The following is an 18964-nucleotide window of genomic DNA, read 5'->3' as shown; positions in this document are numbered from 1 at the left end:
CATTTGACCTTCTCGCAATTTCCTGTCCCCGAGCGGGACGCCGGACGCGCACCATGACTGATCTTTCCGCCCGGCCGGTCCGTTCCTGGCAGCGCACGCTTCGCGTCTACAGCTCCCCCCGGCTGCTATTCGTCTTCGTCATGGGTTTCGCGAGCGGCTTGCCGCTGTTGCTCACCGGCGGCACGCTCAGTATCTGGATGGCCGAACTCGGCGTGGCGCTCACCACCATCGGCCTCTTCGCCTTTGTCGGCACGCCCTATAATTTCAAGTTCCTCTGGGCGCCCATCGTGGACCGCGTCCCGCTTCCCTGGCTGACGGCCCGGCTCGGCCGGCGGCGCGGCTGGATGCTGGTGATCCAGGGCCTGCTGCTGGCCGCGATTGCCGCGCTCGGCCTCACGGACCCCCTGGCCAGCCCGCTGGTTACCGCGGCGCTGACGCTGGTGGTGGCGTTCTTCTCGGCCAGCCAGGATATCGTGATCGATGCCTACCGCATCGAAATCCTCGACGAGGCGCAACAGGCGCCGGGCGTCGCCATGACTCAGGCCGGATATCGCATCGGGCTGATTGCCGCGGGCGCGGGCGCTCTCTACCTGGCCGACTGGCTGGAAGACTGGTCGATCGTCTATGCGCTTATGGCGCTGCTTGTCCTCGTGGGCATGCTGGCGACCCTGCTGGCCCCTGTGCCCGATGACGACCGCGCCATTCTCGCGCGGGCCGACGGCACAACCGGTGGAATCGAAATAGGCTCCTGGTTTCGCGAGACACTCATCGCCCCGTTCGCGGAGTTCGTCTCGCGCAACGGGCTCGGGACCGCCCTCATCGTGCTCGGCTTCGTGCTGCTCTACAAACTTGGCGATGCCTTCGCCGGGGTCATGGCCAATCCCTTTTACGTGCTGATCGGTTTCACGAAATCCGAGATCGCATCCGTCAGCAAGATCTTTGGCGTCGCCGCCTCTCTCGCCGGCGTGTTTCTCGGCAGCCTCGTGGTCGTGCGATACGGCGTGCTCAAGAGCCTTCTTGGCTGCGGCATCCTTCAGATGTTCTCCAACCTGATGTTCGCCCTGCAGGCCCATGTCGGGGCTGAGGTCTGGCTCCTGTTCTTCACCATCGGGATCGAGAATTTCTCGGGCGGTCTCGGCTCGGCCGCTTTCGTGGCCTATCTGTCGCTTCTGGCCAACCGCAAGTTCACGGGCACGCAATTCGCCCTTCTCACGTCGCTGATGGCGACCGGGCGCACCATGCTGTCGGCGGTCAGCGGCTATGTCGCTGATCAGACTGACTGGACGAGTTTTTTCATCATTTCGACCTTCGTCGCCTTGCCGGGGCTGTTATTGTTGCTCTGGATGATGCGCCATCTGTCGATGGACCGGCAGGTGCACGGGCGGGCGGCGCGCTAGCGCGCGACAGGCCGGGTGCGGGAAAGCCCCGGGGGGAGGTAACGATGACGCTGGGCCGCGAACAGATGGAACGGGCGATCCGTGCCTATTTCGACGGGTGCAACGAGGCCGATCACGCCAAGATCATGAGCTTCTTCACGCCCGACGCCGTGCATTACTTTCCCGGCGGCAGCCCGTTCGGCGCCGCCCGGGGGGCGCGGGCGATCGCCGATCTCTGGCTGCATTGTGTCGAGGTGCTCGGCTCGTGGTGGACGATCGACCGCATGGCGATCGACGAGGCGGCGCGCGAGGCCGTGATCGAGTGGACCCACTTCAAGCCGAAGCAGAGCCAGGTGCTGCGCGGCGATGAATGGTACAAATTCGATGACCGGGGCCTGATTACCGAGATCAGGGCCTATTACGCCTGCCCCACCCATGACGGTGTGGCGAAACATGAAATCGGCGGGTTCGATTACGCGGGTGAGGGTTATCCGCTCGATCTGCCCGAGGCGGCAAGGCGGGCCGGGCGTTAGGGCCCGGCGGCGGCGCAAAATCAGTCCTCGCCCTCGGCCAGGTCGTTGATGGCCTCGATGTCGCACAGCGTCACGTGATGAATGTCGGGAATATCGATCAGCCGGTCGGATTTCATGCGCGACAGCGTGCGACTCACGGTCTCGACCGTCAGTCCCAGATAATCCGCGATATCGACACGCGCCATGGGGATGAAGATGCCGTCGGCGCCATTCCCGAGCCGGCGGCTGACCCCACTCATCATCAGAAGGAAGCTCGCGATCCGCTCGCTCGCCGTCTTGCGTCCCAGAAGCAGCATCTGCCCGTGAGCGAAAGTGATCTCGTGCACGGCGATCTCGCGGAATTTTTCCTCGAGCCGTGGTGAACGCTCGCAGAGCTGGTGCAATTCCGAGCGCGGCAGGCGGCAGACCCGCGTGGCGATGACCGCCTCGGCGTTGACGTCGTGCAATTCGCCAAAGGGGAAATCGACGAAGTCGCCCGGAAAGGCGAAGCCGACGACCTGGTTACGCCCGTCGCGCAGCGTCTTGTAAAGCTTGAGCGCGCCTTCCGAAATGGCGTGGACATGGCGTGCGGGGTCGCCCTCGAGATAGAGGACCTGATCGCGCTCGAGCAGGATCTGGTCCATTTTGGGGAGAAATCGCTCGAAGGCCTGGAAATCGCCCGAGGCAAGTACGCAATTTGCGGAGACTTCGCATCGTCGGCAGCGGTCCCGCGTGCGCGCGGCGCGGCCATTCACATAATTGATGTCACCAAATGGCGGCCCGATTTTCCGCGGGGGTTCGTGGCGCGTGGTCTGCACGCGGTTAGGCATTTCAAGGTTCCTTCGATCTGCGGTTGGGGGGCCGGCCGCAACCGGAACTTGTTGTATTTCTAAATTAACACCCATTTTGCGACTCCTGCGAGTCAATCCGGTCAGAAACTTGTCGAATTCCCTATCGGAGGTAGACCATCCGCGCATTTACCCCTTCGGATGAACACCCCTTCCGGAGAAATCCTCGAGCAGCCCGGCGGAATCAGGCGGGCGGAATTTGTGAATTTTTTGATCTGGATCAAATTTCCGCGCGCCAGTGTCGCGCGCGCCGGGCCATACGGGCCGAGAACTCTGCGTTCATAGAACGTACGGTCAAATAATTCGGAAAGAATCTCAGGAAAGCGGATCGCCGCCCCAGGGGTTGTCGAGGATCTGCACCCAGCGCCCGTCCGGCAGGCGGCGCATGACCTCGGTGCCGCTTCCCGAGATCAGGCTCCGCCGGCCGTCGGGTCCGGTGCCGGTGAACCGCCAGGCCGAGCGCATCAGCGCCAGCTCGTCATGCCGGAGGCAATAGATGGTCTCGAGCGCTGCGTCCTCCGGCTCGAGCGCGAGGAGACCGGCGAGGGCCTCGCGGATCAGGGCCAGCCCCCGCACCGGCGCCGCGCCGGGCGAGGGGACCATCACCGCGTCTTCGTCGTAAAGCGCCATCAGCCCGTCGAGGTCGTGATTGCCGATGGCGGCGATAAAAAGCGTCTGGATCTCTTCGGGGCTGCGCGCATGCCGGCTCATCGTTTCCTCCGCTAAGACGTGGCTGGCGCCAAGCCTAGAAACTTCCCGCCCCCGAGTCACGTCCGCCGCCCTGCCAGTGCCAGTGCCAGTGCCAGTGCCAGTGCCAGTGCCAGTACCAGTACCAGTGCCGGCGGCCCCCATCTGGCGCCCGCCGGCCCCCGCCTGCTATACAGACCCCCGGGTCCCCGTAGCTCAGCAGGATAGAGCACGAGATTCCTAAACGGCCGACCTTCGGGGGCCAAGTTGTTGTGTTGACGTACGTGTTGAGTCGATGATCGCCGCGCGGACCGTGGTTGAGGACCGTGATGGCGGACGGAGCGCCCGTAGCTCAGCAGGATAGAGCACCAGATTCCTAATCTGGGGGTCGCAGGTTCGAATCCTGCCGGGCGCGCCAATTTCCCTCTACTGGCGCATTTTTGATGTCTTCGATCAGGTTCGCGACGTTCCCCCGCACAGAGAGCCCCGCCGAATTCTTGCGGGAACTGGTCGCGGTGTTCGAGCGCCACGAGGCTGACATCTCAACGCGCAATCCAGCGAAGGGCCTGACGAGCGACGAGGTGCTGACACTGCTGCGTCCAGACCTGGTCGAGTTGGGCTTTCAGGTCGAGGCGGGCAAGCGATCCGAGCAGAAGATACGCCGCCCGGTCTTCTTTGGAGAGAACGCCCAGCCGAGCCTGCAGTACGAGATCGACGCTTGGCACCCCGAGTGGCGCGCGGGCCTGGAGGTCGAGGCGGGCCGGGCATGGATGGGCAACGCGGTATATCGCGACCTGATCCAGGCGCTGGTTATGGTGGACCTTCAGCACCTGGTCCTCACCGTCCCCAACTCCTACAGGTACAAGACTGGCGGAAGGAACGTGACCAGAACGACTACGACAACACCGTCGCCGTGGCTGATGCGCTCTTTGGGCACTCGCGTATCCAAATGCCATTCCCCTTGTGCATCGTCGGATATTAGTCGCAGCAATTACCACATCTGGTATGGTTCTCGTTTTGTGCTCGGCAAATATTGACAGCAAGTATACGACTCGCTAGCGTTGCAGCGACGTTGTCTTCAACCAGCGCGAGTCGTGATATGGCTAGGAAACCAAACAAGGAAGTGACGAGTGCCCCTGCCGCGTCGGCCGCAGCGAAAGTGCTGCGGAACCCTAAGTCTACCAAGGCTCAAAAGTCAGCAGCCGCATCGGCGCTGACGCAGCGGCCCGACAGGCGCAAAAAGGGCAGATAAATTGGCTGGGAAGCTTGCCTGCTTGTTACCAACTGCGGCCCGATTTCGTCAGCGAGTGCCGCTAAAGCCGTGAAAATCAAGAAAGTTAAACTGACGCAATTCAAAAGGTTCACCGAACTTACGGTGACAGATATCCCCGAGTCCGCTCGCTTGGTGATAATGGCCGGACCGAATGGAAGCGGTAAGTCGTCGTTTTTCGATGCGCTCAATGCATGGCATCGAGAAGGTTGGAAGGCGGTTGGCGGATGGGACGAAACATACCATAGCAAAGTCGGCTCGCCCGAAAATCTGGGATGGAATAGGGCGATCGAAATCGAGTTTTACGGCGAGGTACCCCAGGATCAGGACGAGAAGCGTAAGGCAATTTATGTCCGATCTGCCTACCGAAACGACCCTGAGTTTCAAATTGGAAATCTGCATCGAATCACCCCCCTACTTCAGGAAGAACGATTCAGCCGGCTCATTGATAATGATGCTGCCGTTGCGAAGAACTATCAGAGAATGGCTAGTCAGGGGCTAGAGGATGTTTATGAAAAGGAAGACCCCTCGCTGACCATTGGCAAATTCAGGGATAAGACGATTGGCGAGATTCAGAGCGCTATAAAGCGGTTGTTTCCAGATCTCATATTAAACAGCTTAGGTAATCCACTTGTAGAGGGAACGTTTAGATTCGATAAGGGGGCCAGTAAGGGGTTCCTCTACAAGAATCTGTCTGGTGGCGAGAAAGCTGCGTTCGATCTAATTCTTGATCTCATCATTAAGCGGCGCGAGTTCAACAATACGGTGTTCTGCATTGACGAGCCTGAGGCTCACATGAACACTCGATTACAGGGCGCGTTGCTCGAAGAATTGTATCGGTTGGTGCCCGAAAATTGCCAGCTTTGGCTAGCAACGCACTCTATCGGAATGATGAAGCGCGCCCGTGATCTAAGTGCAGCCCACCCTGATACTGTCGTTTTTGTAGATTTTGGTGATAAAGATTTCGATGAAACTCAGGTTCTTAAGCCAATACCTCCAACAAGGCCGTTCTGGCAGCGAGTCCTAAATGTTGCGCTAGATGACCTAGCTGCCCTCATTGCTCCAAACCGCGTCGTCATTTGCGAGGGAGCGCCCAAAGTGCCGGGCGCGGGCAAGAACGCTTCAATGGATAGCGAATGTTATGAAAGGATTTTTGAAGCTGAGTTTCCTGAAACGAAATTCATTTCCGCAGGTAACTCACACGAGGTGGAGAATGACCGAATTGCTTTAATTCAAGCTCTTCAATCTCTCGTTCAGGGAACTCAAGTTGTCCGGCTTATTGATCGGGACGATCACGCCCCGGAGGACATTGCGAGCAAAACCGCTCAAGGTGTGCGCGTGCTGTCGCGCCGAAACTTGGAATGCTATTTGTTTGACGATGAAGTGCTTACGAAGCTCTGCGAAGTGCATGGAAAACCAGAGGAAGCCATCAATCTCTTGGGTGACAAGATCACCGCGTTAACTAATGCACAGGCGCGTGGCAAAGCCGCAGATGATCTCAAAGCTGCTTCCGGTGAGATTTATACCCATGCGAAAAAACGTCTCGGGATCGTTGGAGGTGGAAATGATGTCAAGGCTTTCATGAGATCAACACTGACGCCGCTCATAAATCCGGAAATGGGCGTCTACCAAGAGCTTCGAAAAGATATTTTCGGCTAATTTGGACTGCCGATATGCAGCTCAACGGACCCATGTCTCCCGCCCTCTGCCGGCATCCGTCGCACGTGCGATGGTCCGCTCCCTCGCTGCGGAACCGTCGAGTGCACCTAAGGCAGGGACGCTCGACGGTCGGGACGCGTGGCTTGCCGTGCCGGACAATCTTCGTAGCGCTCACACCACCACCTGCGTCGTGATCAGCGACGTGCGTGCCGTCGAGCGGGTCCACGAGGTAGGGCGACAGCGTGCCCAAGGGCGCGCCGGTCTGTGCGATGGCGAACCCTTCCTCGGCGTGGATGCCGCGATGGCCCTCGGCGGCGGCGAGCCCAGCGGGGTGGGACAGTGCCAACCGTCCGGGCGCGGGCATCACGAGCGGCCCGGTGACGAGGTCGTGCGGGGCGGCGAACAACACTCGGAAGGCGGACAGGTTCGCACGGTCGCGGCGGCGCTCGCGCGCCAGCCAGCGGATCGCGTCAGGCAGCGCCATCGGCAAGCAACTCCCGGAAGCGCCGCACCGCCGGGTGCGAGCGCGCGCTGCCGCTTGGCTCGGCGGGGCCGCCGGCAGTTTTTCCTCATTTTCAGTCTCTTGCGGCGGAATTGACCGGCTCGTTTGACTCGCCCGCCTGCCCGGCTCATCTTGGGGCCTCTCCACAGAACCCGGGCACACCCGCCATCGAACCCCAATCAGGCCTTCGATCCCATGACCATTTTGCCATGACCATTTCTTTGCCATGACCATTTCGCCAACCGATTCGCCCGCCGATCTGGCCGACACCCGATCCTTCCAGGAGCTCAACGAAGCCAAGGAGGATTTCGACAGCATCTATGACCGCGCCGACCCGCGCGCCTATTACGGCGAGCTCGGCGGGCTGGGCTACCGCATCCCGACCGAGGCCAAGCCGGTCTTCGCCCGCATCCTCGACGGGCTGGCCGAGCAGCGCGCGCTGGCCCGGCCGACGCTCGCCGATATGGGCTGCTCCTACGGCATCAACGCGGCAATGCTGAAATACGACATGACCTTCCGCGATCTGGTCGAGCGCTACCGGGCGGGCGGGCTCCGTGGGGCAAGCGCGTCCGAGGTGGTTGCCGCCGACACCGCGTTCTTCCGTGGCCGCCGCCCGGTGCGGGACGTCAATGTCATCGGCATGGATGTCGCGAAAAAGGCCGTCGATTACGGATGCAGGGTGGGGCTGCTGAAGGACGGCATCACGCAGAACCTCGAAGAAGCCCCGCCTTCACCCCGATCATCGGCGCTGCTGGGCGAAGTGGATCTCGTCACCTCGACGGGCTGTGTCGGCTACGTGACCGAAAACTCGTTCCGCGAGCTGGTCCCCCGGGCGCGCCGCCCATGGATCGCGTCCTTCGTGCTGCGCATGTTTCCCTACGACGCGATCGCCGATTATTTCGCGACGCTCGGCCTGGTGACGGAAAAACTCAGGGGGCGATTCTTCCCGCAACGCGCCTTCGCCTCGGAAGAGGAAAAGGCGGGCGCGCTCGAGACGCTCTCGGGGCTCGGCATCGATCCCGCCGGGCTCGAGGCGGACGGGCATTACTATGCCGAGTTTTATCTGACCCGCCCCCGGGCCGAGGTCGCGGCCCGGCCGCTCGTCGCGCTGCTCGGGCTGTCGCGGCGGAACGGGTCCTAGCGGAACAGGGAATCGAACGGCAGGGAGTAATTGAGCACGACGATCTCGGTCCCGGGATTCACGTCGTCCAGATTGGCGTTCGAGATGTGATGGAAGGCCACGCCCAGGCGTGAGCGGTCGTCGAAGCGCCAGGCGATCTCGCCGCCGGTGCGAAACTCGATCGTGCTGCCGAGATCCTTGCCGTCGCCGTCGCTGTAGCCGCCTACCGCCGCGCTCGGCGTCAGCACGATGCGCTTGCCGAAATAGAGATCGGCCAGCACGCCGAAATAGCCGTAGACCGCGCGGTCGGTGGTCGCACTCACCCCGACGAAGGGCTTGAGAAAATAAAGGAAACGGTAGTCCGAGCGATATTCGAGGCGAAACTCGCCCGCCTCCTCGTCGTCGTTGACATCGAACATGCCCGCGCCGACGCTCAGATAATCCGGGTCATCCGCCTTTGCGCCCCAAAGATACGCGTCATCGAAATCGCGGTCGTCGGCCAGGGTGCCACCCGCGGACAGAACGAGCACGCCCCAGACCGCCAGCGCGGCCGCGCCTCTCCTCCCCAGGGTTGGGACCAGGGTTCGGGCCAGGTTCAGGACCAAGGTTCGGGCCAGAATCATGTCGTGCCTCGTCTTCCTCGTTTCCCGGCGCCGGTCTCCTCGTACCGGGCCGCCCGCATCTTAGGGCCTGGGATCGTTTTGGCAATTCCCGCCGCGCGCCGGTTTCCGCCCTGCGTCTAATAGACGAGCGATTTGAAATCGGCCGCCGCGTGCAGCAGGGCCGTCCGGATGCCGGGTTCGAGCGCCGAATGTCCGGCATCCGGCACAATGGTGTAGGTAAGCGGCGCCCCCCCAGCCGCCAGATCCCGAATAGGCCAGGCGCGCACCAGCGCGTCCGCGCTGATGATCGGACAGACGATATCATAGCGGCCCTGCACGATATGGGCCGGAATGCCCTGGAGGCGATGGGCGTGGGCAAGCAGCGCGTCGGGCTCCATGAAGATGTCGTTGACGAAGTAATGCGCCTCGATCCGCGCCAGCCCCAGCGCCAGCCGCTCACCCTCGAAGGCGGCGACCGTGCTCGGGCTCGGCCGCAGGGTCGAGCACGCGCCCTCGTACTGGCTCCAGGCGCGGGCGGCCGGCATGTGGACGCCGGGGTCCGGATCGATCAGCCGGCGATGGTAGGCGCGCAGCAGATCGCCCCGCTCGGCCTCGGGCAGGAAGCCCGCGAATTTCTCCCAGTTCTCGGGAAAGATCGTGCCCATGCCGTAAAGGAACCACTCGATTTCCGACGGACGGCACAGGAAAATGCCGCGCAGGATAAGCCCGGCGGTGCGTTCGGGGTGGGCCTCGGCATAGGCCAGCGACAAGGTGCTGCCCCACGAACCGCCGGCGACGATCCAGCGCTCGATCCCGAGATGGGCGCGCAGCTTTTCCATGTCGGCGATCAGATCGGGCGTGGCGTTGGCCGCGAGTTCGCCATGGGGGGTCGAGCGCCCGGCGCCGCGCTGATCGAAGATCACGATGCGGTAGTGGTCCGGATCGAAAAACCGGCGATGAATGGGGCCCGCCCCGGCGCCCGGCCCGCCATGCAGGAAGACCACCGGCCTTCCATCGGGCCTGCCCGATTGTTCCCAATACATCTCATGTGGCGGATCGAGGGGCAGCATGCCCTTATCGAAGGGCTCGAGAGGCGGGAAAAGCTCGGACACGTATACTCGCGGCAAAGGTCAGGGGCGTTGTCGGTTGGACCCGGAGTTTAGCCGTTCAGCGCCCGACCGCAAGGCGGCGGCCCAGGACGGTGTTCAGAACGGTGTCCGGGCGCGGAGATCAATCATATTTCGGCCACGCTGCCTGGCCTATGCTTGGTCCCATGTTTGGTCCCATGTTTGGTCCCATGTTCGGCCCCATGTTTGGTCCGCTACCCCGCTGCGCGCTCCAGAGCCAGGGTTACCGCCCGGTCCTCGTGCTGCTCGTCTGGCTGGCGGGACCGGCACTGGCGCCGGTCCCGCTGGTGGCGGCCGACGCGGAGGGCGCGCGGTTGACCGAGGCGATGGCCGACCAGGCGGGGCTGACCCGCCTGTCGCCCGATGGCGACAGCCCGGCGCGCGTCGGCGGCATCATCGACGGCGATACCCTGGTACTGGGCGACGGCCGCCAGCTTCGGCTCACCGGTATCCAGGCGCCCAAGCTGGCGCTCGGCCGGCAGGAGTTTCGCGCCTGGCCCTTCGCCGAGGAAAGCCGGTCGGCCCTCGTGGCCCTCGCGGCCGACCAGCCGCTTCGGCTTTACCGTGGCGACCTGTCGGAAGACCGCCACGGTCGCGTGCTGGCCCATGCCACGCTGGCCGATGGTACCTGGTTGCAGGGGGCGCTGATCGCGGGCGGTTTCGCCCGGGTCTACAGTTTTGCCGATAACCGCGCCCTGGTCGGCCGCCTGCTCACCCTCGAGGCCGAAGCGCGCCGGGCGGGCCGCGGGCTCTGGGCGCTCGGGGCCTATGCCGAAAGGCCGGCCGAGGCGCTGGCGCGCGCCTTCACGCGCCATTCCGGCGAGCGCGGGGAGTTTCATCTGGTCACCGGCCGGGTGCGCGCCGTGGCGCGGGTGCGCTCCACGGTTTATCTTAATTTCGGTCCCGACTGGCGCAGCGACTTTACCGTCCGGCTCGACCGGCCGGCCGTGCGGCTTTTCGAGGCCGCGGGGCTGGCGCCCGAATCCCTCGACGGGCGGCGGGTTCGCGTGCGCGGCTGGGTGCACCATTTTAACGGGCCGATGATTGACCTCACTCATCCCGAACAGGTGGAGCTTCTGGACGAATGACGAAACTTGCCAATCGCGCTGCCCGGTTTTCTGATCGCGTCCGGATGTCCGGACGGGCCCCGCTGGTGCTCCTGCTCGCGTTCCTGCTGGCCGGTCTTCTCGCCGGATGCACGACGAACCCGGCGACCGGCGAGCCCAGCTTCACGCCCTTCATGTCCAAGGCGGACGAGGTGCGGATCGGGCGCGAGGAGCATCCGAAGATCCTCAAGCAATTTGGCGGTGAGGTGGCGGACCCGGAAATCCGGCGCTACGCGCAAAGCATCGTCGATCTGCTCGTGGCGACCAGTGAAACCCCCGAAGAACCCTTCAAGGCGACCATCCTCAACACGGATGTGGTCAACGCTTTCGCCCTGCCGGGCGGCTATGTCTATGCCACGCGGGGCCTCATGACGCTGGCCGGCAACGAGGCCGAGTTCGCGGGCGTGCTGGGCCACGAGATCGGCCATGTCACCGCCCGCCACACGGCTCAGCGCTACAGCCAGAGTGTCGTGGCTCAGATCGGCGCCGTGCTCGCGGGGGCGGCAACCGGCAATCGGGGGGTTGCCGATCTCGCCAATCTGGGCGCGGGGCTGTACCTGACGAGCTTTTCGCGCGATCAGGAATTCGAGGCCGATATGCTGGGGGTGCGCTACATGAGCCGCGCCGGCTACGACCCTGGCGCCATGGCCTCGTTTCTGGATGCGCTCAGCATGCACAGCGCCCTCGAGGACAGGATCGCGGGCAAGGAGGGCCGGCCCGACGGGATCGACTTCTTCTCAACCCACCCCAGGACCGAGGACCGCGTGAGCGAGGCGATCAGCCTGGCAGGCGAGCGGACGGTCGCGGACCCCATGCTGGCGACCGACATCTACATGAAGAAGATCGACGGCATGATCTACGGTTCCGATCCGAAGCAGGGGGTCATTCGCAACCGCAGTTTCATTCATCCGGAGCTGCGTTTCACCTTCGACGTGCCAAAGGGCTTTCGGCTGGTCAATTCGGAAAGCCAGGTGCTGGCCGTGGGGCCCGACAAGGCACGGATCATTTTCGATATGGCGCCCGAGCCGGTGGATGGTCCGATGGCCTATTACCTGTCTGAAATCTGGGCGCCGGGGGCCAGCCTGACCGGACTGGAGACCATCACCATCAACGGGCTGGAAGCGGCGACGGCGGCGGCCAGCGTCAACACCACGGATGGCGAGATGGCGGCCCGGCTGGTGGCGATCCGCAAGGACGTGCAAACGATCTACCGCTTCCTGTTTCTTGCGCCAGCCGGTGCCATGACCTCGTTTTCCGAGGAGTTCCGGCGCACGACGCACAGCTTCCGCCTGATCTCGGCCAAGGAGGCGGCTGCGGTCCGGCCGCTTCGCCTGCATGTTTTCCGGGCGTCGGCCGCGGACAGCGTCGCCGCGCTTGCCGCCGCCATGCCGTTCGACGATTTCAAGGAAGAGCGCTTCCGGGCGCTGAACGGGCTCACGCCGGGCCAAGGGATCCGCCCCGGACAATGGCTGAAGACCGTGCGCCAGTGATTCTGACGACCGGCCGCCGGCCCCGGGCATAAGAAAACCCCGGCCGCGTGGCCGGGGTTCCGAAAGCCGGGCGTCGGCGCGATGTCAGGCCGCCTTGCGCAGCACGTTCTCCAGTTTTTCCGAGGCGGCATCGGTCTCGATCCGCTCGATCGCGGCCAGTTCGCGCGCCAGCCGGTCCAGCGCCGCCTGATAGATCTGACGTTCGCTGTAGGACTGTTCGGGCTGGTCCTCCTTGCGGAACAGATCGCGCACCACTTCGGCGATACTCACCGGGTCGCCGGAGTTGATCTTGGCTTCATATTCCTGCGCCCGGCGGCTCCACATCGTGCGCTTGACGCGCGCCCGTCCCTTGAGCGTGGTCAGGGCCGAGGCCATACGGTCCTTGCTCGACAGCTTGCGCAATCCCGATTCCTTCGATTTGTCGAGGGGAACGCGCAGCGTCATGCGGTCCTTTTCAAAACTGATGACAATAAGGCCGAGGGTCTCGCCGGCGATTTCCTGCTCCTCGAGCCCGACGACCCGGCCGACCCCATGAGTCGGATAGACGACAAAATCGCCCGGCGAAAACGGCGAGCTCGGTGCCTTGGCCTTCCTGCCGGCTGCTTTCGGCGCGGCCTTCGCGGCGGTTCCGGCCAGCGTTCCGGCCGACGCCTTCTTCGCCTCGGGCTTGGCGGACGGGGTGGCCAGGGTCGTGCCGACGGCTTTGGCCGAGCTCCTGGCCCGGGTCTTTGCGGGTGCCCGGTGCGTGGTCTTGCTCGAGGCCTTCTTCGCCAACGGTTTGCGGCTCGTCGCCGTGCCCGATGTCCGTGCCCGCCCGCCCGGGGCCGTCCCGGCGCGCGTCTTGGATTGGGTCCGGGCCTGGGTCTTCTGGGTCTGGGTCTTTTGGGTCTGGGCTTTAGTCTGGGCTTGGGTCCGGGCTTTGGTCTGGGCCGCCTTCTTGCCGGATACCCGGGGTTTTGCCGTCGATTTCGTCGATTTTGTCGTCTTTTTTGCGGCTGTCTTGGCCATTGAGTGTCCTATCCAGTGTCCTATCCAGTGTCCGGTCTCGAGAGAAATCACGTTTGCCGGGCGCATTGGCGCCTCTGGCAAGGCCAAATACGCAGGTTCCCCCGCCCAGCGACCAGGCCCCCGGGAGAACAGCGGAATTTTTGAATTGAAGTTGCCACAATATATCACAACCGGCGCCGCGGGGACAGCGAAACAACACTGCGCCCTGGAAACAGGCGCCGGCTCGGGAGTTTTTGCGGCCGAATCTGCGTCCAACTACGGGTTTTCGGCTTATTTACCGTGTTTTGGCCCGTTTTTCCGCCCTAAAGGCGGGTTTTCGGCCCAAAATCACCCAGGATCACGATGCCTGGAGCTTCAGGATGCCGGATTCGGGCTGAATTCGCCCTTTTTGCCCGATTTGCCTTCCCATTCCTTGGCGTCCGGCAGCGGGTCCTTCTTGGCGGTGATATTGGGCCATTGCTCGGAATAGGTGCGGTTGAGCTCCAGCCACTCGCCCGACTCGTCGTCGCTTTCGGGCATGATCGCCTCGACCGGGCATTCCGGCACGCAGACGCCGCAATCGATGCACTCATCCGGGTTGATGGTGAGCATGTTCTCACCCTCATAGAAGCAATCGACCGGGCAGACTTCGACGCAATCCGTGAACTTGCATCGGATGCATGCCTCAGTAACGACGTAAGCCATCGCATTAACTCCAGAATTTCGCAAACAACGCTACCGGTCGCGACCTCGCCGGGCGCACCGGGATATATCAGGGTACGTCCTTAGCGTGCCCGCCAGCGTTAGTCGAGCCCTTCCGTTACCGGGTGACGTTCCCGCCGTCGTCGCCCCCGTCATCCGGGGCGATGTCCGCCGCGAGCCGGGCCACGGCCCGCTTGCGCGCCGCGCCACGGTCGAAATCCGTGACATGCAGGAGCCCGCCGAGCCGACGCAGGAGATTGGCCTCGAAATCGTGGAGTTCTCCGTCGGCATAGGCGACTTCCCAGAGCATTTCGACCAGTTCCACCCGCTCGTCGTAATCGAGGGCCCCGGTCAGGCGCAGGGCAAAGGGATGAAGCTGGGTCGATTCGGCGATCTCGGCCTCGGCCTTTGCGAGCAGGTCGCCTGCCTCCGTCGCGGAAAGCCCGAAATGTGCCTCGAGGCAGCGCGCAATGGCAGACCGCTCGGCAGCATCCACCTGGCCGTCCATATGGGCCGCCTCGACCATGAGCGCGGCGGCAGCGAGGTGGATGGCCGCATCCTCGCGGCCTGCCTCGGCCGCCAAATCCGGTGTTCGGAACAGGTTCGCCAGTTTCGAAATCATTTCAGGTCAGTCTCCCGCGCCTCGTCCACCGGTGCAATATCCTCATAAAGAGACCGCGCCTCCCCGGCCGGGGCGCGCCCGTCCGAGAGCCTGAGGATCCGGATGACGCGAATATGCTTGCCCAGGGGGAAGGTCAGGACCTCCCCCCCGCGAACGGAAAAATGTGGCTTGGCGGTCTTTTCTCCGTCGACCCGCAGCCGGCCTGTTTCGACATAGCGCGTGGCCAGACGCCGCGTCCTGAAGAGCCGTGCATGCCAGAGCCATTTGTCGAGACGGAGCGCCGGCGCCGTCACGATCCGCCAGTCTCCGGGTCCGTCGTCTCCGCCTTGCCCGACTTGCCCGCGCCCTGCCGGCGATGGCGCCGGCCGCCGCCGTCCTGCGGCGCGTCGCTGGCAAACTTGAGTTCGCGCAGCTTAGCGAAGGGTGAATAGGACTCGTCGAAACGGGCTTCGCGCGCAGGGCCGCCAGACCGCCAGCCCGGCCGCCCCCCGGCCGATCCCCCAGCATGTCCCCCAGCGTGTCCCCCGGCCTGTCGTGCGCCCTTGCCCCGGCCCCTCTCTTTGGCCGCTTCTTGGGCCGTCTTTTGGGTCGTCTTTTGGGTCGCTCCGTGGGCGGTTTTCGCGGCCGTTTTTTCGGACTGTGGCGCCTCGCCGCCTTGTCGCTCCCGGTTCCGGCCGTGCCGGCCGGCCGGTCGTCTGTTCCGGTCCCCGGCCTGTTTTCCACCGTGTTTCCGGGCCTTTCTTCGGGGACGGTGACGGACCCGGGCGGGCGTATCCTCAGCCGTCAGCAATTCGTATCCGAGCGCCTCGAAAACGCCCGGTGCATCGGCCAGCTTCAACCCCGCCTGTGACAGGAGATCGGCCGGCAGGGGATGACCGGGCCGCGGTCTCGCCGGCGGCCCATCCGTGCCGCCCGTCGCCTCCGTTGCCTCCGTGGCCCCCGCTTCCTGGCCGGCCGGCTGACCGGTTCCAGCGGGTTCCGGAGCCGGCTCTTCTGCACCATCCGGTCCTGCCCCCCCCGCCGCCGCCGCCGCCGCCGCCTCCGGCATTCCGGGCGGCGTTTCGGGCGGTGTATCACGCGCGGCTTCGGGCGGTTCGGCGGTTGCCGGGCCTGGGGTCGGTGGGTGAGACGCCGGCTCGGGTGCCGGATGAGTGGCCTGCCACAGCCCCTGGCCGAGGCGGTTGAGAATATCCGCGCGCAGAAACACCGGCCCCACGCGCAGGTATCCGGCCGCCTGATAAAAGGCGCTGGCCTGGTCGTCCGGTTCTGTCCGGGCGGCGCCGGGCAATGTTTCGGGGTGGAAACTCATGCGCCCGTCAGGGGGCAGCGGCAATGTATCGAAGGTTTCGTGAAAGACCCGCCATAAGAGGGCGCGCAGGGTCAGGCTGGCGCCGCCGCCCTGAAGCCCGTCCACGTAAATCGCCTCACTACCGATGCGGACGCCGGCGCGATTGAGATCGCGGCGCTGTTCCTTCGAGAGTTCGCGGACAAGCTCGATGACCGCACTCCGGCGCAGCGTGCCCAGCGTCTCACAGAGCTGGAAGGCGAGGCCGCGCCCGCTGCCGGTCAGGCTGGCCGCGGTCAGGCGAAAGAGCGGGGCGAGATGGCGCCGCAGTTCTTCGTCAACCCAGGCGGCGAGGCGGGTTGCCATGATGTCGCGTTCGCCCGCCTCGAGGAGATCGCTCGGCAGGATCTCCACGCGCGGGCGGAGGATTTCGGGGCCCCTGGCCAGCCGGGCGATGCGTTCACCGCGCCACAACATTCCGCCATCGGGGGCGAGGCTGAAAGCATCGTGGGTATCGGTTCGCACGCCTTGCAGCCGGGTCACGATTTCGCCCCTGAGCGCCTGGCGGGCCGCCCGGACGAGCGCGCGGGCGTCCTCGCCGGTCGAGGATAGATCGGCTCCGAACCGGAAGCCGGCGAGCTTGCCCACATAAAGATTCTCGACAAGAACTTCTCCCTCCGCGCCGATCTCGGCATTCAAATTATCCTCGGCATTGAGCTTTTGCAGCAGGACCGAGGTTCGCCGGTCGACGAAACGCTGGGTTAGTCCCTGGTGCAGGGCGTCCGACAGTCGGTCCTCGAGCTGCCGCGCCCGCTCCTGCCAGCCCGGCCCGTCCTCGAGCCATTCCTGACGGTGGGAAATATAGGTCCAGATTCGAATCTGCGCGAGCCGCCCCATCAATGTCTCGATATCGCCGTCGACGCGGTCGAGGCGGGCAAGCTGGGCGTTCATCCAGGCCGCCGGCAGGAGGCCGTTCTCGCTCATCAGATATTCGAAAACACGGCCCACGAGCCGGGTATGGGCGTCCGAATGGGTCTGATGGAATTCCGGGATCTGGCAGGCCGCCCAAAGTCGGGTGACGGCATCGCGGCCGGTCGCGCGGGCCGCGATGCCGTCCAATTTTGCCAGGTCGCGCAAGGTTTTCACGTCATCCGAGTCGGGCGCCCGCCAGAGATCGGATGCGGGGGGCGGTGCGTTCAGGGATTCGAGCAACCGGGGGACGGATGCAAAATCCAGTTCGCGATTGCGCCAGTAAATGCCGTCGATACGCTCGAATTCGTGGGACTCGACAGCGGCGATGGTTTCGGGCTCGAGGCGTTCGCAGCCGGCCGTGGTGCCAAAGGTTCCGTCATGCATGTGGCGCCCGGCGCGGCCCGCAATCTGGCCGATCTCGGCAGGGCTTAAGGGCCGCCGGCGCTCGCCGTCGAATTTCCAGCGCGCCGCCAGGGCGACATGGTGCAGATCCATGTTGAGGCCCATGCCGATGGCATCGGTCGCGACCAGATAATCGACATCGCCCGACTGGTACAGCGCAACCTGGGCGTTGCGCGTGCGCGGGCTGAGCGCGCCCATCACTACCGCCGCTCCGCCGCGCTGGCGGCGGATCACCTCGGCCAGCCCATAGACATCGTTGGCCGAGAACGCGACCGCGGCCGAGCGGCGCGGCAGGCGGCCCAGTTTTTTCTCGCCGCCATAGCTTAATGTCGAGAATCTCGGCCGCTCGATAATCTCGATCCCGGGCAGGAGCCGGCTCAAGAGCGGCCGGATCGTCGCTGCGCCGAGGAACATGGTCTCTTCCCGGCCGCGGGCATGGATCAGCCGGTCGGTGAAGACGTGGCCACGCTCCCGGTCGGCCGCGAGCTGGACCTCATCCACGGCCAGAAAAGCGACGTCCCGATCCGCGGGCATCGCTTCCACGGTGCAGACGAAATACCGCGCCGTGGGCGGGACGATCTTTTCCTCGCCCGTGACCAGCGCCACTAGGCTGTCCCCCTTGATCGCCACCAGTCGGTCGTAATTCTCCCGGGCCAGAAGACGCAGCGGAAATCCGATCATGCCCGACGCATGGCCGGCCAGGCGTTCCATGGCCAGATAGGTCTTGCCGGTGTTGGTGGGGCCAAGCACGGCCGTGAGGCGCGCCGTCGCAGGTGTGGTGGGCATGGGGCGAGAGTGGCGTGCCGGGCGGGGTGGTGCAAGGGGGTCGCGGGGCCCGGGCTGCGTTGCGCTGTGGTGCCGTCCGATTTCGTCGCCGTCAGTTCCAGGTCAGTTTCGCGGCGCCCAAAAACGGGCCCATATGTTCGCCCTGAACGAGGATCGCGCATCCGCCGGCGTGGTCCACCATGAGAGTCGATCCGTCGAGGCGCATCTCGAGATCGCCCCCCGGCCATAATCCGACATGAACCAGATTGCGGACGACATTGTAATTGCGCAGGAACATGCCCTGATTCTCGCCGCTGCGTATGGCGGTGCCGCGCAGCTGGTCGAAGGTCACCATCCAGATATGCGCTGGCTCCGCCTGCGGCGGACCGGAGATAGCGACCCTCAGCTCGCCCGAGGCGCCGATTTCGAGGGAAACGCGGGCGCGGTCGGGCTTGGCCTCGCGCGCCATTTCGACCAGTCGTTCCAGCGCGTTTTTCGAGGTTGCGTCCGCCTCGTATTCGCCATCGACCACGAATTGCGGGGTCGAGACCATCTTGTCTCCGAACCGGCGCGCGTAAAGTTTCTGACGCTTGCTGAAGGAGGGCTTCGAATACGGGTCGCGCCAGCCGATGTAATTCCAGTAATCGACGTGGAAGCTCAGCGCGATCACATCCTCGCGGCCGACGAATTCGCCCAGCAAGCGGTCCATGGCCGGGCAGGCTTCGCAGCCCTGGGAGGTGAACAGCTCCATCACCACCGGACCGGTCTCGGACCGGGAGGTGTCCGCGCCCTGCGCCGGCCCCGACGTGATGGTCGCCAGAAGGAGGGCCGCGAGGGCCAGGCCGGCCAGCCCCGGCCGGGCGCCGGCCCTGCTCCCCTGGGGCCGGGCGTGATCCGCTGTCTGTTTCATGGCGACATTTTAGGCGGTGC

Annotated in this window: 18 protein-coding genes and 1 tRNA gene; 9 read left to right on the top strand and 10 right to left on the bottom strand. The window is 64.4% G+C overall.

The window, feature by feature from the left end; translation table 11 throughout:
- Positions 1 to 53: 53 nt before the first annotated feature.
- Together RLQ26_05635 and RLQ26_05630 are read left to right on the top strand one after the other, a co-directional pair.
- Positions 54 to 1397 carry an AmpG family muropeptide MFS transporter gene (locus RLQ26_05635; GenBank protein ID MEQ9088205.1) on the top strand — a complete coding sequence of 448 codons (1344 nt, stop codon included), beginning with the start codon at positions 54 to 56 and terminating at the stop codon, positions 1395 to 1397.
- A gap of 44 nt (positions 1398 to 1441) precedes the next feature.
- Positions 1442 to 1909: a nuclear transport factor 2 family protein gene (locus RLQ26_05630; GenBank protein MEQ9088204.1), complete on the top strand. Its 468-nt coding sequence runs from the start codon at positions 1442 to 1444 to the stop codon at positions 1907 to 1909.
- 20 nt (positions 1910 to 1929) lie between these two features.
- On the opposite strand, the gene RLQ26_05625 is transcribed toward RLQ26_05630, so the two are convergent.
- Both RLQ26_05625 and RLQ26_05620 read right to left on the bottom strand, forming a co-directional pair.
- Positions 1930 to 2718, bottom strand: coding sequence for a helix-turn-helix domain-containing protein (locus RLQ26_05625; GenBank protein ID MEQ9088203.1), 789 nt, complete (start codon positions 2716 to 2718; stop codon positions 1930 to 1932).
- A gap of 333 nt (positions 2719 to 3051) precedes the next feature.
- Positions 3052 to 3447, bottom strand: coding sequence for a nuclear transport factor 2 family protein (locus RLQ26_05620; GenBank protein ID MEQ9088202.1), 396 nt, complete (start codon positions 3445 to 3447; stop codon positions 3052 to 3054).
- Between the two features lie 317 nt (positions 3448 to 3764).
- On the opposite strand from RLQ26_05620, the gene RLQ26_05615 reads away from it, so the two are divergent.
- The 5 genes from RLQ26_05615 to RLQ26_05595 all read left to right on the top strand — a co-directional run bounded on the left by RLQ26_05615 (position 3765) and on the right by RLQ26_05595 (position 7995).
- Positions 3765 to 3841 (top strand) — tRNA-Arg (locus tag RLQ26_05615).
- Between the two features lie 25 nt (positions 3842 to 3866).
- Entirely contained in the window at positions 3867 to 4460 is a 594-nt protein-coding gene (locus tag RLQ26_05610; protein MEQ9088201.1) for a hypothetical protein, read from the top strand.
- A gap of 284 nt (positions 4461 to 4744) precedes the next feature.
- Positions 4745 to 6352 carry an AAA family ATPase gene (locus RLQ26_05605; GenBank protein ID MEQ9088200.1) on the top strand — a complete coding sequence of 536 codons (1608 nt, stop codon included), beginning with the start codon at positions 4745 to 4747 and terminating at the stop codon, positions 6350 to 6352.
- A 70-nt stretch (positions 6353 to 6422) separates the two neighbouring features.
- A complete protein-coding gene (locus tag RLQ26_05600; GenBank protein ID MEQ9088199.1) occupies positions 6423 to 6950 on the top strand; it encodes a hypothetical protein in 528 nt (175 codons plus the stop codon).
- Positions 6951 to 7080: 130 nt separating this feature from the next.
- The gene (locus RLQ26_05595; protein ID MEQ9088198.1) at positions 7081 to 7995 is read left to right on the top strand and encodes a class I SAM-dependent methyltransferase; all 915 of its coding nucleotides are present in this window, start codon (positions 7081 to 7083) and stop codon (positions 7993 to 7995) included.
- On the opposite strand, the gene RLQ26_05590 is transcribed toward RLQ26_05595, so the two are convergent.
- Together RLQ26_05590 and pip are read right to left on the bottom strand one after the other, a co-directional pair.
- On the bottom strand, positions 7992 to 8597 hold the full coding sequence (locus RLQ26_05590; protein MEQ9088197.1) for an acyloxyacyl hydrolase: 606 nt from the start codon (positions 8595 to 8597) through the stop codon (positions 7992 to 7994). The genes RLQ26_05595 and RLQ26_05590 overlap by 4 nt on opposite strands.
- Before the next feature lie 116 nt (positions 8598 to 8713).
- Positions 8714 to 9688 carry a prolyl aminopeptidase gene (gene pip / locus RLQ26_05585; protein MEQ9088196.1) on the bottom strand — a complete coding sequence of 325 codons (975 nt, stop codon included), beginning with the start codon at positions 9686 to 9688 and terminating at the stop codon, positions 8714 to 8716.
- A 161-nt stretch (positions 9689 to 9849) separates the two neighbouring features.
- On the opposite strand from pip, the gene RLQ26_05580 reads away from it, so the two are divergent.
- Positions 9850 to 10791, top strand: coding sequence for a thermonuclease family protein (locus tag RLQ26_05580; protein ID MEQ9088195.1), 942 nt, complete (start codon positions 9850 to 9852; stop codon positions 10789 to 10791).
- Positions 10788 to 12299: a M48 family metalloprotease gene (locus RLQ26_05575; protein MEQ9088194.1), complete on the top strand. Its 1512-nt coding sequence runs from the start codon at positions 10788 to 10790 to the stop codon at positions 12297 to 12299. The genes RLQ26_05580 and RLQ26_05575 overlap by 4 nt, the downstream gene beginning before the upstream one ends.
- A gap of 84 nt (positions 12300 to 12383) precedes the next feature.
- Here RLQ26_05575 and RLQ26_05570 read toward each other — a convergent pair whose 3' ends face one another.
- The 6 genes from RLQ26_05570 to RLQ26_05545 form a co-directional block, all read right to left on the bottom strand.
- Positions 12384 to 13307: a CarD family transcriptional regulator gene (locus RLQ26_05570; GenBank protein ID MEQ9088193.1), complete on the bottom strand. Its 924-nt coding sequence runs from the start codon at positions 13305 to 13307 to the stop codon at positions 12384 to 12386.
- Between the two features lie 354 nt (positions 13308 to 13661).
- Positions 13662 to 13991 carry a ferredoxin family protein gene (locus tag RLQ26_05565; protein ID MEQ9088192.1) on the bottom strand — a complete coding sequence of 110 codons (330 nt, stop codon included), beginning with the start codon at positions 13989 to 13991 and terminating at the stop codon, positions 13662 to 13664.
- A 115-nt stretch (positions 13992 to 14106) separates the two neighbouring features.
- Positions 14107 to 14610: a TerB family tellurite resistance protein gene (locus tag RLQ26_05560; protein ID MEQ9088191.1), complete on the bottom strand. Its 504-nt coding sequence runs from the start codon at positions 14608 to 14610 to the stop codon at positions 14107 to 14109.
- Positions 14607 to 14903 (bottom strand): S4 domain-containing protein, encoded by a 297-nt coding sequence (locus RLQ26_05555; GenBank protein MEQ9088190.1) that lies wholly within the window; start codon positions 14901 to 14903, stop codon positions 14607 to 14609. Before RLQ26_05555 ends, RLQ26_05560 begins: the two co-directional genes overlap by 4 nt.
- A complete protein-coding gene (locus RLQ26_05550; GenBank protein ID MEQ9088189.1) occupies positions 14900 to 18055 on the bottom strand; it encodes a helicase-related protein in 3156 nt (1051 codons plus the stop codon). Before RLQ26_05550 ends, RLQ26_05555 begins: the two co-directional genes overlap by 4 nt.
- 91 nt (positions 18056 to 18146) lie before the next feature.
- A complete protein-coding gene (locus RLQ26_05545) occupies positions 18147 to 18944 on the bottom strand; it encodes a DUF1223 domain-containing protein (protein MEQ9088188.1) in 798 nt (265 codons plus the stop codon).
- Positions 18945 to 18964 lie beyond the last annotated feature (20 nt).

The organism is Alphaproteobacteria bacterium, assembly GCA_040220875.1.
Lineage (GTDB): Bacteria > Pseudomonadota > Alphaproteobacteria > JAVJVX01 > JAVJVX01 > JAVJVX01.
This window is presented reverse-complemented; position numbering and strand designations above follow the sequence as displayed.